Genomic DNA, 15,038 nt, shown 5'->3' on the forward strand with positions numbered 1-15,038 from the left:
GTTCGATCGCCTGCGCGTTACCGCGAATTGCCGCCCGGCACACTCGCGCCGTCGCCGCCGGCCAGCCCCGTCGCGATGCTCGTCAACGTTCCGCACGCAGCCGGGTCGTAGCCGTCGAGATGCGCGACGCGCTCGACGAAGCGCGCGTCGCGCAGCAGCGCCAGTACGCCGGCAAGCGGCCGCGCGTCGAGCCGCGCGCGTTCGCACGCGAAATAATAGTCTTCGTCGACGACCGGGATGAAATCGAGCCCGAAATGATGGGCCGCAGGCTCGACGCCGAAGCCGAGATCGGCCATCCCGCTCGCGACGAACGCCGCGATCGCCGAATGCGTGAGCTCGGCCGATGCGTAGCCGTCGATGCGCTCCGGATCAATGCCGATCGCGCGCAGCGCGAGGTCCAGCAGCATGCGCGTGCCCGACCCCGGCTGGCGGTTGACGAAGCGGATGTCATTGCGCGCGAGATCCGCGAGGCCGCGAACCTGCTTCGGGTTGCCACGCGGGACGAACAGCCCCTGCTGGCGCCGAGTCAGGTGGATCAGCACATGACGCGTATCGTCGAGCCACGGTCGGTAGATTTGCGCGCACTGCGCACGAAACGCACCGCGCGGCAGATGGAAGCCCGCCAGGTCGCACTCGCCGCGGGCAAGCGCCTGCACGGCCTCGACGCTCTCGCGATACTTGATGTCGACAGCCGCCTGCGCGTCGACGAGCGCGGATACGAGCGTCGCGACCGCGTAGCCATGCGACGCGTGAATGCGCACGGCGCCGTCGCGCTGCGCGAGCCGCCGGTTCAGGTCGCTCGCCACTTCGGCCGCCAGCGTCCGCAGGTTACCGTCGAGCCGGCTGCGCGCGAGGCGCTGCGCATCGACGACCGCCTGCCCGAGTGCCGACAGCGTCGAGCCCTTGCCGCGCGCGGTTTCGATCAGTTCCCCGCCGATGCACGCCTCCAGCGCGCGCAGCATGCCCCACGCGTGCCGGTATGACAGCCCTTTCGCGTGCGCGGCCTGCGCGATGCTGCCCGTGTCGGCCACGAGTTCCAGCAACGGCGCGACATCCGACAGGCTGGCCGCACGGCCTTCCGTGTCGCGTACGGTCAGATACGCGTCGCATTCGATCCGAATCAATTATGCACTCCGATTTCCTATTGCGACCGCCAAATCTTCCGCTTATCGTTGGTTAAAATCAATCAGAACGAAGTCGCAGTGCGCACTATATGAATCCCGAGCGCATATGAGACTTTGGAGGAGCACAACCGATGTCCCCGAATTCCCAAGCGCCCGACGCGCTCGTCGAGCGTCATGCGCGCGCCGGCCGGTCGCTCGTGGCGATCCTGCACGCGATCCAGGACGACGCAGGCTACGTGCCGCCGGGCTGCGTCGCGCCGCTCGCCAGGGCGCTCAACCTGTCGCGCGCGGAAGTGCACGGCGTACTGACTTACTACCACCACTTCCGCACCGCACCGCCCGCCCGCGTGACGATCCAGATGTGCCGTGCCGAAGCGTGCCGCAGCATGGGCTGCGAAGCGCTGGCCGCGCATGCGGAAGCCCGCACGGGTTGCCGGTTCGACACGGCGCACGGCGATGTCGCGAACGCGCATGCGACCGGTGACGTCGCGCTCGAATCGGTGTACTGCCTCGGACTGTGTGCGCAATCGCCGTCGCTGACGGTCAACGGCGTGCTGCACGCGAAGGTCACGCCGGAGAAATTCGACGCGCTGCTTGCCGAGGCGGTCGCCCATACCCCGGAGGCCGCATGACGACCCGCATCTACGTTCCGCGCGACTCGTCCGCACTGGCACTCGGCGCCGACGCGCTCGCTGCCGCCATCACGGCGGAAGCACAACGGCGCGGCGTCGCCGTCGAGCTGGTCCGCAACGGTTCGCGCGGGCTGCTGTGGCTCGAGCCGCTCGTCGAGGTCGGCACGGCCGCCGGCCGCGTCGGGTATGCGAACCTGTCGGCCGCCGACGTGCCGGCCCTGTTCGACGCAAACTGGCTTGACGGCGGCACGCATCCGAGCGGTGTCGGCCTCGTCGACGCGCTGCCCTATCTCGCGCGCCAGCAACGCCTCACGTTCGCACGCATCGGCCTGACCGATCCGCTGTCGATGGACGACTACCTGCAATACGAAGGCCTCGCCGGCCTGAAGAATGCGCTCGCGCTCGACGGCGACGCCGCGTGCGAAACGCTGATCGAATCGGGGCTGCGCGGCCGCGGCGGTGCCGCGTTCCCGGCCGGCATCAAATGGCGCACGGTCCGGCAAGCCAGCGCCACGCAGAAATACATCGTCTGCAATGCAGACGAAGGGGATTCGGGCACCTTCTCCGACCGCCTGATCATGGAGTGCGACCCGTACTGCCTGATCGAGGGGATGATCATCGCGGGCGTCGCGACCGGCGCGACGGTCGGTTACATCTACGTGCGCAGCGAATACCCGCATGCAATCGCCACGCTCGAAGCCGCGATCGTCCGTGCACGCGAAGCCGGCTGGCTCGGCGAGCACGTGCTCGGCTCCGCGCATGCGTTCGAGCTGCACGTCGCGAAAGGCGCGGGCTCGTACGTGTGCGGCGAGGAAACGGCGCTGCTCGAATCGCTCGAAGGCAAGCGCGGCGTCGTGCGGGCGAAACCGCCGCTGCCCGCGCTCGCGGGCCTGTACGGCCAGCCGACCGTCATCAACAACGTGATCACGCTCGCGACGGCGCCCGTGATCTTCGCGCGCGGCGCCGCGTTCTATCGCGACTACGGGATGGGCCGCTCACGCGGCACGCTGCCGTTCCAGCTCGCGGGCAACATCCGTCACGGCGGCCTCGTCGAGCTCGCGTTCGGCGTCACGCTGCGCGAGCTGCTGTTCGACTTCGGCGGCGGCACGGCAAGCGGCCGGCCCGCGCGCGCCGCCCAGGTCGGCGGCCCGCTCGGCACCTACCTGCCCGACCATCAGTGGGACGTGCCGCTCGACTACGAAGCGTACACGGCGATCGGCGCGGTCGTCGGGCACGGCGGCATCGTGCTCCACGACGATACGTCGAACCTCGCCGAGCTGGCCGAATACGCGATGAAGTTCTGCGCGATCGAGTCGTGCGGCAAGTGCACGCCGTGCCGGATCGGTTCGACACGTGGCGTCGAGACGATCGCGCGCATCCGCCACGGCGACACGTCGGAGCGGCAGGTCACGCTGCTGCGCGACCTGTGCGACACGATGCTGGCCGGTTCGCTGTGCGCAATGGGCGGCATGACACCCTATCCGGTGCTGTCCGCGCTCGACCATTTCCCCGAAGATTTCGGGCTCGCCGCCGGCAAGGATGCCGCGTCGGGTCCGGTCAAGGCTGCGGCCTGACCCAGAAGGAGCCCTGCATGTCCCTCGACACGAACAACGTCCGCCAAGGCGGCTGCGGCTCGGGCCAATGCGCGTGCAAGAGCGCCGCGCAAGCGCGTGCCCGCGACCCGTTCGACGATACCGACTACGGCACGCCGCAACGGCATGCCGATACCGACGTCACGCTCGAAATCGACGGCCAGCCGGTCACCGTGCCGGCCGGCACGTCGGTGATGCGCGCGGCGATCGAAGCCGGCGTCAACGTCCCGAAGCTCTGCGCGACCGATTCGCTCGAACCGTTCGGCTCGTGCCGGCTGTGCCTCGTCGAGATCGAAGGCCGGCGCGGTTATCCCGCCTCGTGCACGACGCCTGCCGAAGCGGGCATGAAGGTGCGCACGCAGTCGGACCGCCTGCAGTCGCTGCGTCGCAACGTGATGGAGCTGTACATCTCCGACCATCCGCTCGACTGCCTCACCTGCCCCGCCAACGGCGACTGCGAGTTGCAGGACATGGCGGGCGTCGTCGGGCTGCGCGAGGTGCGCTACGGCTTCGACGGCGCGAATCACCTGAAGGACGCGAAGGACGAATCGAACCCGTACTTCACGTACGACCCGTCGAAGTGCATCGTCTGCAACCGCTGCGTGCGCGCCTGCGAGGAAACGCAAGGCACGTTCGCGCTGACGATCGCCGCACGCGGCTTCGAATCGCGCGTCGCCGCGGGCGAAAGCGAATCGTTCATGGCGTCGGAATGCGTATCGTGCGGCGCATGCGTCGCCGCCTGCCCGACCGCCACGCTGCAGGAAAAATCGGTCGTGCAACTCGGCCAGGCCGAACACTCGGTGGTCACGACCTGTGCGTACTGCGGCGTCGGCTGCTCGTTCAAGGCCGAAATGAAGGGCACGCAGGTCGTGCGCATGACGCCGCACAAGAACGGCCTCGCGAACGAAGGCCATGCGTGCGTGAAGGGACGCTTCGCGTGGGGCTACGCGACGCACACGGACCGCATCACGAAGCCGATGATCCGCGAGAAGATCACCGACCCGTGGCGCGAAGTCAGCTGGGACGAAGCGCTCACCTACGCGGCAACGCAATTCCGCAAGCTGCAGCAGAAGTACGGCCGCGACTCGATCGGCGGGATCACGTCGTCGCGCTGCACGAACGAGGAAACCTACCTCGTGCAGAAACTGGTGCGCGCCGCATTCGGCAACAATAACGTCGACACCTGCGCACGCGTGTGCCACTCGCCGACGGGCTACGGCCTCAAGACGACGCTCGGCGAATCGGCCGGCACGCAGACGTTCGCGTCGGTCGGCCAGGCCGACGTGATCGTCGTGATGGGCGCGAACCCGACCGACGGGCACCCGGTGTTCGGCTCGCGGCTGAAGCGGCGCGTGCGCGAAGGTGCGAAGCTGATCGTGATCGACCCGCGCCGCATCGACGTCGTCGACGGCCCGCACGTGAAGGCCACCCACCATCTGCAGCTGCGCCCCGGCACCAACGTCGCGATCGTCAACGCACTCGCGCACGTGATCGTCACCGAGGGGCTCGTCGCCGACGCGTTCGTCGCCGAGCGCTGCGAGACACGCGCATTCGAGCAGTGGCGCGAATTCGTATCGCGTGCCGACAATTCGCCCGAGGCGACCGCCGACGTGACGGGCGTGCCGGCGGAACAGGTCCGTGAAGCCGCGCGCCTCTATGCGACGGGCGGCAATGCCGCGATCTACTACGGGCTGGGCGTGACCGAGCACGCGCAGGGCTCGACGACGGTGATGGGCATCGCGAACCTCGCGATGGCGACCGGCAACGTCGGCCGCGAAGGCGTCGGCGTCAATCCGCTGCGCGGCCAGAACAACGTGCAGGGCTCGTGCGACATGGGCTCGTTCCCGCACGAGCTGCCCGGCTACCGGCACATCAGCGACACGATCGTGCGCACGCAGTTCGAACAGGCGTGGTCGGCCACGCTGCAACCCGAACCGGGGCTGCGCATCCCGAACATGTTCGACGCGGCGCTCGACGGCAGCTTCAAGGGGCTCTACTGCCAGGGCGAGGACATCGTCCAGTCGGACCCGAATACGCAGCACGTCGCGGCCGCACTGTCGGCCATGGAATGCATCGTCGTGCAGGACATCTTCCTGAACGAGACCGCGAAATACGCGCACGTGCTGCTGCCCGGCTCGTCGTTCCTCGAGAAGGACGGCACGTTCACGAACGCGGAACGCCGCATCTCGCGCGTGCGCAAGGTGATGCCGCCGCTTGCGGGCTACGCGGACTGGGAAGTCACGCTGATGCTGTCGCGCGCGCTCGGCTACGAGATGGACTATGCGCATCCGTCGGAAATCATGGACGAGATCGCGCGACTCACGCCGACGTTCTCGGGCGTGTCGTACGCGAAGCTCGACGCGCTCGGCAGCATCCAGTGGCCGTGCAACGAGCACGCACCGGAAGGCACGCCGACGATGCACATCGACGCATTCGTGCGCGGCAAGGGCAAGTTCGTGATCACGCAGTTCATCGCGTCGCCGGAGAAGGTCACGCAACGTTATCCGCTGATCCTGACGACGGGTCGCATCCTGTCGCAATACAACGTCGGCGCGCAGACGCGCCGCACCGAGAACGTCCGCTGGCACGAGGAGGATCGCCTCGAGATCCATCCGCACGACGCGCAGGATCGCGGGATCCGCAGCGGCGACTGGGTCGGCATCGAGTCGCGTGCGGGGCAGACGGTGCTGCGCGCGCTCGTGACCGAACGCATGCAGCCGGGTGTCGTCTATACGACGTTCCACTTCCCCGAATCGGGTGCGAACGTGATCACGACGGACAGCTCGGACTGGGCGACGAACTGCCCCGAGTACAAGGTGACGGCCGTCCAGGTCTTGCCCGTCGCGCAGCCGTCCGACTGGCAGCAGGCCTACGCGCGCTTCAACGCGGAGCAGCTCGATCTGCTCGAGCGCCGTGCGGCCGCGACCGCCGGCGTGACCACGGGCAAGTGAGGAAGCGATGGACAACGGACACCTGATCGACATGGCCAACCAGATCGGCGCATTCTTCGAATCGATGCCGGATCGCGACGAAGCGCTGGCCGGCATCGCCGACCATATCCGGCGCTTCTGGGAGCCGCGGATGCGCCGCGCGCTGCTCGCGGCGCTCGACGATCCGTCAAGCGAGGCCGCGCAACGCGCGGCGCCGATCGTGCGCGACGCGATCGCCGTACACCGCGCGTCCCTCGTGCCTGCCGCGGCAAAGGCCTGACCGCCCCGCTACGCGGGCCGCGACATGCCCGCGAACCAGCTTTCGCAGTGGCGCAGCAACGCATTCGCGTCGGTCGCCGTGCGCCCGCGCGCCGCCACGTAACCGTCGGGCCGGAGCAGGTAAAACGACGGCCGCGAGCGGCCGTATTCCTGCGCAAGCCCGGCATCCCCGCCTTCGGCATCGGTGACGCGCCAGACGCGCAACGCGTCCGGCATGATCCGTTCGAGCCCCTGCGCGAGCACCTGCGCATCGGCCTGTATCGGAGGCAACGCGCCGGCGTCGGCATCCGGCGGCTCTTCCAGCAGCAGCAACGTGAAACTCGCGGGATCGTGCAGGTCGTATAGCCGCGCCGTGCCGGGCGCCTGACCGAGCGGCCCGTCGACCACGCGCACGAACGCATCGGGTGCCCGCTCACCTGCGCGCGGCCCGCCGTCTAGCACGCGCTCCAGCGTGAGCGGGCTCTTCCGGTACTGCACGCCGAGCTCGCTGACCGTACGCCGCACGACGTCGCGCATCGGCCCGAACGACGCCAGCAGCGGCACGACATGATCGCGCAGCAGCTTCATCGCGCCGCGCTCGGCTTCGACGACCTGCGTGACGAAACCGGTCTGCCGCAACACGTCGCGCTCGATCGGATGACGTTCCGCGTGATACGTGTCGAGAAGCCGCTCGGGTGTGCCCGCGCCGAGCACGCGCGCGAGCTTCCAGCCAAGATTGAACGCTTCCTGGATGCCGGTGTTCATGCCCTGCGCGCCGGCCGGACTGTGGACGTGCGCGGCGTCGCCCGCGAAGAACACGCGGCCGTGACGCAGCCGGTCGACCATCCTGCTGTGCAGGTGAAAATAGGACGACCACGCGAGATCGCTCGGCGAGATCGACACACCGGCACGGGCACGCACGATCGCGTCGCATTCCGCGAGCGACGGGACCGGCGCATCGGACGACGCGTCGCTGCCGGGCGGCCGGTCGGCCACGAGCCGGTAACGGCCGCCGCCCATGGGAAACAGGCCGGCCATGCCTTCGGGCGTCGCGAACAGGTGGATCTCTTCGTCCGGCCAGTCGGGTATCGCCGCGAAATCGGCGAGCAGGAACGTCTGCTCGAACGCCTGCCCGGTGAAGCCCAGGCCGAGCAGATGCCTGACCGTGCTGTGCGCGCCGTCGGCGGCGATCAGGTACGACGGCGCGAACGATTCGTCGCGACCGTCGGCGCGGCGGATCGACACGTCGAGCGACGCGCCGCCCGCATCGCATGCGGTCAGCGTCGCGCCGCGCTCGACCGTCACGCCGAGCCGGGCCAGATGCTCGGCGAGCAGGCGCTCGGTGACCGTCTGGTCGAGAAACAGCAGGTACGGATAGCGCGTGTGCAGTGGATCGAAATCGAGCCGCGCGATCACGCGGCCGTCGGCATGCAGCGCGGCCGCATGCGCACGATGGCCGAGCGCGAGAAACGGTTCGACCGCGCGATGCTGCTCCAGCAGTTCGAGCGTGCGCGCCTGGATGCCGATCGCGCGCGAATGCGGCGCGGGCGCGGCTAGCCGATCGATGATGCGCACCGGCACGCGGGCCCGCGCGAGGCTCATCGCCGCGGCAAGGCCGGTCGGCCCCGCGCCGACGATCAGCACGGGCCGGATATCGGGCAGTGTGTCAGCCATGAGAACCTCGATGACACGCGATCCTGCAAGTCTACGCCGCTCCACGTGACGGGGCCATATGCCGATCGGCCGACGCGCGGCACCGCCGCGCGGTGTGGGAAAATACGCCCTTTCCGTCAGTTTTCGCGTCATGGATACCGCATTCGACCGGGCGTATGCCGCACACCGCGCGGGCCGCCTCGCCGAGGCCGAGCACGGCTATCGCAACGCGCTCGCCTCCAATCCCGCCAACGCCGACGCGCTGCATCTGTTCGGCGTGCTGCGGCACCAGCAGGGCCAGCACGCCGAAGCGGCCGACCTCGTCGGCCGCGCCGTCGCGCTGCGTCCGGACGATGCCGCGCTGCAGCTCAATCTCGGCAACGCGCTGAAGGCGCTCGGCCGGCTCGACGAAGCGGTCGACCGCTTTCGCAACGCGCTGACGCTCGCGCCCGAATTTCCGCTCGCGCACTACAACCTCGGCAACGCGTATGCGGCGCTGCAGCGCCACGACGATGCGATCGATGCATTCGGCCGCGCGCTGCGGCTCACGCCCGACGATGCATCGATCCACAACAATCTCGGCAACGCGCTGAACGCTCTGGGCCGCCACGACGAAGCGCTCGCCGCGTTCCATCGCGCGCTCGAGTTGCGGCCGGGGCATGCGGGAGCGCACAACAACCTCGCGATGGCGCTGAACGCGATGGGCCGCGCCGACGACGCGATCGCGCACTTCCAGGCCGCGATCGCCGCGCAGCCGCGCTTCGTCGCCGCGCACTTCAATCTCGGCAACACGTTGGACGCGGTCGGCCGGCATGCCGAGGCCGCCGCCGCGTTCGAAGCCGCGCTCGCGCTGCATCCGCCGTTTCCGCTCGCGCTGTTCGGGCTCGCGAACGCACTCAGCGCGCAGGCGCGCCACCGCGACGCACTGCCCTTCTACGAGCGAGCGGTCGGTCTCGATCCGTCGTTCAGCCTGGCCTGGCTGAACCTCGGCAACGCGCATCACGCGCTCGGTGCGCACGAGATGGCGCTGCGCGCGTTCGACCAGGCGCTGCGCGTCGCCCCCGATCTCACGCTGGCAAAGCTGCACCGCGCGGTCACGCTGCTGACGCTCGGCGACTTCACGCGCGGCCTGCCCGCCTATGAAGCGCGCCACGACACGCCGGGCGCGACGCCGCTCGGCATGCTGCCGCGCTGGCAAGGCGAACCGATTGCGTCGCGCACGCTGCTGATCCGCGCGGAACAGGGCTTCGGCGACACGCTGCAGTTCGTCCGCTTCGTGCCGCTCGCCCGCGCGCGCTGCGCGCGCGTCGTGCTCGAAGTCCAGCCGGAACTCGTTACGCTGCTGGCGCCGGCGGCAGCGCGCTGGCGCGTGACCCTCGTCGCACAGGGCACCGCGAAACCGCCTGCCGCGGATGTCGCGTGCACGCTGATGAGCTTGCCGTTCCTGCTCGGGCTTCAGGCGGAGGACATCGTCGCGGGCTCGCGCTACCTCGACGCCCCCGACGGCGCCGGCCGGCGCTTTCGCGGCTCGCTCGGCGGGCAGTCGAAGCGCAAGTTCGGCCTTGCATGGTCGGGGCGCCGGCAGGCGCAGGAAAACCGCTCGATGCCGTTCGACGCGCTCGCACCGCTGCTCGCGCTGCCCGATGTCGACTGGATCGTGCTGCAACCCGCGCTCGACGAAGACGAACGCGCGCGCGTCGACGCGCATCCGCGCGTGCATCGGCTCGACGGCCGGTTGAACGACTTTGCCGACACGGCCGCGCTGATCGGGCGGCTCGACGGCGTCGTCACGATCGATACCGCGGTCGCGCACCTCGCCGGCGCGCTCGGCAAGCCGCTTTGGGTCATGCTGCCGTTCGCGCCCGACTGGCGCTGGTTCACCGGCGACGACTGCCCGTGGTATCCGCAGGCCAGGCTCGCCCGCCAGCCCGCACCGGGGCAATGGCTCGACGTGGCGGCAGCAGTCGCCGGCATGCTGCGCGAAGCCTGAGCGCGGACGAAAAAAAGGAGCGCCGTTCACCCGGGCTCCCTTTTTTAATGCAACGCGTGCGGCCGGCGCCGCGCGGCATGCGCTTGCCCGTCAGGCCGCCTTGTACTGGTTGCGAGCCTCGGGCGTGCGATACAGCACGAGTGTCGCGATCAGCCCGCAAATCGCGGCAACGCTCAGCCACAGCCCCGGCGCGGCCTTGTTGCCGGTCTGATGAATCAGCAGCGTCGAGATCGCGGGCGTGAAGCCGCCGATCGTCGTCGCCAGGCTGTATGCCAGCGAGAAACCGGCCGTGCGTACGTCGGCCGGCATCACTTCGGTCAGCGCGACGACCATTGCGCCGTTATACGACGCATACAGGAATGACAGCCACAGCTCGACCGCGAGCAGCCGCAGGAACGACGGATCGCCGACGAGCCACAGCACGGCCGGGTAAGCCGACAGCAGCGTCAGCACGGTGAACGCAATCAGCACCGGGCGGCGACCGATACGGTCGGACAACGCACCGGACAGCGGCAGCCACACGAGATTGGAAATCCCCACGCAGACGGTCACGACGAGCGCGTCGAGCGACGACAGGTGCAGCACTTCCTTGCCGAACGTCGGCGTATAGGCGGTGATCATGTAGAACGACACCGTCGTCATGATCACCATCCCCATGCCCGCCACCACGACGCCCCAGTTGTCGAGCATCGAACGCATGATCTCGCCCATCGTCGGACGATGACGCTTCGCGAGGAACTCGTCGGTCTCCTTCAGCGAACGCCGGATCAGGAACAGGAACGGCACGATCAGGCAGCCGATCAGGAACGGAATGCGCCACCCCCACGCGGTCATCTCCTCGGCCGGCAGCGCGCGGTTGAGCAGCACGCCGACGAGCGCGGCGAACACCACGGCCACCTGCTGGCTGCCCGACTGCCACGACGTATAGAACCCCTTGTGGCCCTTCGTCGCGATCTCCGACAGATAGACCGACACGCCGCCGAGTTCGACGCCCGCCGAAAAGCCCTGCAGCAGCCGGCCGAGCAGCACGAGCACCGGCGCGAGCACGCCGATCGTCGCGTAGCCGGGTATCGCGGCCACCGTGAGCGTGCCGAGCGCCATCAGCCCGAGTGTCAGGATCAGCCCCTTGCGCCGGCCGTGGTGGTCGATGTACGCACCGAGCACGATCGCGCCGACCGGCCGCATCAGGAAGCCCGCGCCGAACACCGACAGCGACAGCATCAGCGACGCGAATGCGTTGCCGCTCGGGAAGTAGGTTTTCGCGATGGCCGACGCGTAATAGCCGTAGACCATGAAGTCGTACATTTCCAGGAAGTTGCCGCTGACGACCCGGAACACGGTGCGGAATTTCGATTCCTGCGTGATGGCGTGTGACGCTGTGGACATGTTTTTCTCGCTCAGCTCGGATGGCGCGAATCCGCGCCGCATGGATCCGACGACGCACGCGGCGCCGGGCCGGCGCGCACGGGCATCGCTGCCCGCCGGCGGCGCGCCGCGCGACGACGCGCGCACCGGCATGGTTCGCGCATCATGCCACGCCAACCCGACATTTGCCTTGTGCCGCCGCGACCGTCGCCATTGCCGTCGCGGCACGCTTCTCGTACGAATCGTCCCGAATCGGAAGCAAAAATCGGATTGATCTGATCGACCTGCTCTCGCCGCCTGACCACAATGTCACGATTAGCGACGACATTTCCGCGCCGCGGCCGGCACGGTTGCCCGTGTCGCACGGCGTACTGCCCTCATGACCCCATCGCCCCTCGTCCCCGTCGAAGGCGCACTCGCCCGCCCTCGCGTCACGCCGCTCGATATCGTTCCGTCGTTCGGCCGCGAATGGACCTTTCGCGGCGCCCCCGGTGCGCGGCCCGGCAGGCACTGTCTCGCCACGCTGACGACATCCTGCATCGACGTCGACCGGCCGCACAGCGCGTGCCGCTGGCAGCCACGGCCCGTGGCGATACCGACGCCGGTTTCGGCTGGCACGCCGGTCGTGCCGGCTGCCGTTGCCGGCACGCGCATCCGCCGCTCTCACGACCGGCGTGCGAGGTACGCGATCTGCTGGAGCATCGGCGCGCTCGGCATCATCGGCTGGCTGATCGCCGCATATGAACCGCCTGCGGGATTCGGGCCCACATACGCGATTCACGCGGCCGGTAGCGTGCCGGATCACGCTACGTCGTCGTCCGGCACCGTGCGGGTTGCGACGGTGCAGCCGGATACGTCGACGAGCGCGCCACCCCAGCGCACGATGGCCGCACCTGTCGCGACAACGGCCGAAGCGCCGCAGGTCATGCCCCCCGTCACGCTTCGTCCGGCATCGCTTCGTCCCGACGCAACGACCAACGTGCCGCCCACGGCATCGCCACCCCGTTCGAACGACAAACGCGGCGCAACGACGGCGGCACCGGCCCGGCCCTCGCCCCCGTCTCGGCTGGCCTCGCGCCCACCGGTCCGGAGCAGCACGGTCGCTCCAAGCGCGCATGATCAGTTTGCTCCCGCGTCGCCCGCAATCGCCGCACCACGCGACACGTTCGACGATCCGCTCACGCTGATCGCGACGGCAAGCACGCTGCGCGCTACCCAGCCCGCCCACGCAACGCGCACGCCCGCCGCCGGTTTCGACTGGACGGCACAACTGTCCCACCGCCGCCTGACCGATACGCCGGACGCGTTCGCGCGCTGACGGCCGCGCCATGAAAAAAACCGGCGAAGCAAGCTTCGCCGGGTTTTGCCCGTCTCTCTCCGTCCGTCTGACGAATCGTTACTTGTGTGCCGGCAGCCCCGTCTCGGTCTGCTTCTCGAGTTGCCGCACCTGCTCCTGCAGATCACGCAACTGCATCTGCGCGGCCCGCTTCTCGACCTGCAGCGCCTGTGCCTGCTCCTGCGCCGAACGCTGCCGTTGCGCGACTTCGGCCTGCTGGCTACGCGCAACGCTCAGGTCGGCCTGCAACTGCTGCGCGCGGTTTGCCTGCAGCGCGATCACGCGCTCGAGAAACGCTTTCTGCGCCTCCAGCTCGGTACGACGGATCTCGATATCGGCGAGTTGTACGGTCTGCTGAACGAAGTTCGCGTACACCATCTCCGCGCGGCTCTTCTCCTGCGACCGGATCACCCGCCACAGGTGCTTGTCCTGGAACAGCGCGACGTAGTACGTCATCTCGCGCGGATCGAACATCAGGCTCGCACCGTAGCTGCCGTTGTACGTCGTGCGCATTTCGACGATCCGGCCATCGTGCAGCATCTGCGTCAGCTCGGCGACGTTGCCTTGCGCGGATGCATCCGTCGCCACCGCGGTGGACGCCGCCGCGTCGCCGCGCAGGCTCGTGACCGCCGGGCGCGTACCGGCGGCCGGCGCGGTCGCGTCGGCGGACCAGGCCGTGCCCGCTTGCGTGCAGGCAGCCAGCGCAACGATCCACGTTGCGCATCGTGCAGGGGAAAAATTTCGGAAGACCAACGTCGAACTCCGGCGAACGAATCGGAACTCGCGATTATCGTTCAAAACGAAACGGCCGCATCTCGAATTTATCGGGATGCGGCCGGCCTTCGTACGACGCGAAAAAAGTAGCTGGCTACAGGCGGGTTTCGCGCGCCGCGCGCAGGAATGCATCGAGCAGCGGCGTGCAGTCGAGCAGCTCCGAACCGCCGGCGCGATGGAACTCGGGGTGCCACTGCACGCCGACGACGAACGGCGAACGCCGATGACGGATGCCTTCGATGATCCCGTCGCCCGCCGACACGGCCTCGATGTTCAGATCGCGGCCGAGATCGCGGATCGCCTGATGGTGAATCGAGTTGACGATCGCCTCGCTGCGCCCGGGAAACATGCTCGCGAGCGTCGACGAATCGGGAAAGCGGATCGCGTGTCGATGCTGGTCGTAATGCTCGCTCACATGCGCATTCGCGGTCGGCACGTCGGTGGCGATGTCCTGGTACAGCGAGCCGCCGAACGCGACGTTGATCAGCTGGCAGCCGCGGCACACGCCGAGGACGGGTTTGCCGGATTCGACGAACTCGTGCAGCAGCTCGAGTTCGTACATGTCGCGCACGCGATCGCCCGGCCATTCGGGGCGGGCGTCGGACGCGGCGTAGGTTTGCGGCGATACGTCGGCGCCGCCTTGCAGCAGCAGCCCGTCGAGATGCTTCGCGTAGTCGCGCAGGCGGATGTTGCTCGGGTGAATCATGCCCTGGTGTCCGACGGTCGGAATCATGAACACGAGCACGTCGCGCGACATCACCCAGTGCGCGATCGATTCCTCGAGATACTGCAGCGTCTTGCCCCGCAGCCCCTTCGCACCCGGTTCCGGATGGAAGATCCGCGCCGACACGCCGATGCGCAGCGTGCGCTGCGTGATGCGCTGGCCGGCGCGATCGAACAACCGGCGCGCGCGCGCGGCCACGATCCGGCCGAACACCGACCACGGCGTGTCGCTCTGTTTCAGGTAGGCCGGCGGCGCATTCTGCGCGCTCGCCGGCGGCGGGCGCGGAGTGTCGAAGTCGGGCTGCGCGCCGAACCCCGGCGGCGGCGCGCCATGCTTCGGCGGCGCGGCAGCAGCGCCATCGACGGGGGCGCCCGTTGCACCGGGCGCGCCCGGCTCGGACGCCGCCGTGACCGGCGACGCGCCGTCCGCGGCGACGTTCTGCGCGGCGGCCTGGGCTGCCGGCGCATCGGGCGCTTTCGCCGGATCGGTACGGGGGGAATCGGAAGAAACGGAGGAGGTGCCGGGCAGACCGGCCGGGGAAGGCGTGTTTTCGCTCATGACGATGGTCTGGTACGTCGCTCACGCGTATGGATAAACGAGGATTCATTATGCTTCAGCGCACGATCGCGCGGCAAACCTGCAACATCCTGTCGATATTGT

The 15,038-nt window shown here is 68.7% G+C and carries 12 protein-coding genes; 7 read left to right on the forward strand and 5 right to left on the reverse strand.

The window, feature by feature from the left end; translation table 11 throughout:
• Window positions 1-17 precede the first annotated feature (17 nt).
• Window positions 18-1,124 (reverse strand): substrate-binding domain-containing protein, encoded by a 1,107-nt coding sequence (locus VK92_RS34340; protein ID WP_021157471.1) that lies wholly within the window; start codon window positions 1,122-1,124, stop codon window positions 18-20.
• A gap of 131 nt (window positions 1,125-1,255) precedes the next feature.
• Between VK92_RS34340 and VK92_RS34345 the strand changes: the two genes are divergently transcribed.
• Genes VK92_RS34345 through VK92_RS34360 form a run of 4 tightly spaced genes read left to right on the forward strand, consistent with a single transcriptional unit; the run spans window position 1,256 to window position 6,558 of the window.
• The gene (locus tag VK92_RS34345) at window positions 1,256-1,756 is read left to right on the forward strand and encodes an NAD(P)H-dependent oxidoreductase subunit E (RefSeq protein WP_048024349.1); all 501 of its coding nucleotides are present in this window, start codon (window positions 1,256-1,258) and stop codon (window positions 1,754-1,756) included.
• Window positions 1,753-3,330 (forward strand): formate dehydrogenase beta subunit, encoded by a 1,578-nt coding sequence (locus VK92_RS34350; protein ID WP_048024347.1) that lies wholly within the window; start codon window positions 1,753-1,755, stop codon window positions 3,328-3,330. The genes VK92_RS34345 and VK92_RS34350 overlap by 4 nt, the downstream gene beginning before the upstream one ends.
• Before the next feature lie 17 nt (window positions 3,331-3,347).
• The gene (gene fdhF / locus VK92_RS34355) at window positions 3,348-6,299 is read left to right on the forward strand and encodes a formate dehydrogenase subunit alpha (RefSeq protein WP_048024345.1); all 2,952 of its coding nucleotides are present in this window, start codon (window positions 3,348-3,350) and stop codon (window positions 6,297-6,299) included.
• A 7-nt stretch (window positions 6,300-6,306) separates the two neighbouring features.
• Entirely contained in the window at window positions 6,307-6,558 is a 252-nt protein-coding gene (locus tag VK92_RS34360; protein ID WP_021157475.1) for a formate dehydrogenase subunit delta, read from the forward strand.
• A gap of 8 nt (window positions 6,559-6,566) precedes the next feature.
• Here the strand turns inward: VK92_RS34360 and VK92_RS34365 are convergent, their stop codons facing one another.
• Window positions 6,567-8,210, reverse strand: coding sequence for an FAD-dependent monooxygenase (locus tag VK92_RS34365; protein ID WP_048024343.1), 1,644 nt, complete (start codon window positions 8,208-8,210; stop codon window positions 6,567-6,569).
• A 130-nt stretch (window positions 8,211-8,340) separates the two neighbouring features.
• Between VK92_RS34365 and VK92_RS34370 the strand changes: the two genes are divergently transcribed.
• Window positions 8,341-10,179 (forward strand): tetratricopeptide repeat protein, encoded by a 1,839-nt coding sequence (locus VK92_RS34370; protein ID WP_419761815.1) that lies wholly within the window; start codon window positions 8,341-8,343, stop codon window positions 10,177-10,179.
• Window positions 10,180-10,269: 90 nt separating this feature from the next.
• On the opposite strand, the gene VK92_RS34375 is transcribed toward VK92_RS34370, so the two are convergent.
• On the reverse strand, window positions 10,270-11,565 hold the full coding sequence (locus VK92_RS34375) for an MFS transporter (RefSeq protein WP_042973445.1): 1,296 nt from the start codon (window positions 11,563-11,565) through the stop codon (window positions 10,270-10,272).
• Here VK92_RS34375 and VK92_RS42205 point away from each other — a divergent pair.
• Together VK92_RS42205 and VK92_RS34380 are read left to right on the forward strand one after the other, a co-directional pair.
• Window positions 11,564-11,818 carry a hypothetical protein gene (locus tag VK92_RS42205; RefSeq protein WP_059619188.1) on the forward strand — a complete coding sequence of 85 codons (255 nt, stop codon included), beginning with the start codon at window positions 11,564-11,566 and terminating at the stop codon, window positions 11,816-11,818. The two genes, VK92_RS34375 and VK92_RS42205, sit on opposite strands and share 2 nt — an antisense overlap.
• 105 nt (window positions 11,819-11,923) lie before the next feature.
• A complete protein-coding gene (locus VK92_RS34380; RefSeq protein ID WP_048024340.1) occupies window positions 11,924-12,862 on the forward strand; it encodes a hypothetical protein in 939 nt (312 codons plus the stop codon).
• 78 nt (window positions 12,863-12,940) lie between these two features.
• Here the strand turns inward: VK92_RS34380 and VK92_RS34385 are convergent, their stop codons facing one another.
• Window positions 12,941-13,633, reverse strand: a complete 693-nt coding sequence (locus VK92_RS34385) for a DUF2968 domain-containing protein (protein ID WP_021157481.1) — start codon at window positions 13,631-13,633, stop codon at window positions 12,941-12,943.
• Window positions 13,634-13,748: 115 nt separating this feature from the next.
• Window positions 13,749-14,936 carry a type 1 glutamine amidotransferase gene (locus VK92_RS34390; RefSeq protein WP_048024338.1) on the reverse strand — a complete coding sequence of 396 codons (1,188 nt, stop codon included), beginning with the start codon at window positions 14,934-14,936 and terminating at the stop codon, window positions 13,749-13,751.
• Window positions 14,937-15,038 lie beyond the last annotated feature (102 nt).

The sequence above is a fragment of the Burkholderia sp. LK4 genome (genome assembly GCF_001043615.1).
GTDB lineage: Bacteria > Pseudomonadota > Gammaproteobacteria > Burkholderiales > Burkholderiaceae > Burkholderia > Burkholderia cepacia.

Excerpts from the sequence above, each read along its gene's own strand:
- VK92_RS34345 (WP_048024349.1), top strand. The coding sequence starts at position 1,256 with ATGTCCCCGAATTCCCAAGCGCCCGACGCGCTCGTCGAGCGTCATGCG.
- VK92_RS34350 (WP_048024347.1), top strand. The coding sequence starts at position 1,753 with ATGACGACCCGCATCTACGTTCCGCGCGACTCGTCCGCACTGGCACTC.
- fdhF (WP_048024345.1), top strand. The coding sequence starts at position 3,348 with ATGTCCCTCGACACGAACAACGTCCGCCAAGGCGGCTGCGGCTCGGGC.
- VK92_RS34360 (WP_021157475.1), top strand. The coding sequence starts at position 6,307 with ATGGACAACGGACACCTGATCGACATGGCCAACCAGATCGGCGCATTC.
- VK92_RS34365 (WP_048024343.1), bottom strand. The coding sequence starts at position 8,210 with ATGGCTGACACACTGCCCGATATCCGGCCCGTGCTGATCGTCGGCGCG.
- VK92_RS34370 (WP_419761815.1), top strand. The coding sequence starts at position 8,341 with ATGGATACCGCATTCGACCGGGCGTATGCCGCACACCGCGCGGGCCGC.
- VK92_RS42205 (WP_059619188.1), top strand. The coding sequence starts at position 11,564 with ATGTTTTTCTCGCTCAGCTCGGATGGCGCGAATCCGCGCCGCATGGAT.
- VK92_RS34375 (WP_042973445.1), bottom strand. The coding sequence starts at position 11,565 with ATGTCCACAGCGTCACACGCCATCACGCAGGAATCGAAATTCCGCACC.
- VK92_RS34380 (WP_048024340.1), top strand. The coding sequence starts at position 11,924 with ATGACCCCATCGCCCCTCGTCCCCGTCGAAGGCGCACTCGCCCGCCCT.
- VK92_RS34390 (WP_048024338.1), bottom strand. The coding sequence starts at position 14,936 with ATGAGCGAAAACACGCCTTCCCCGGCCGGTCTGCCCGGCACCTCCTCC.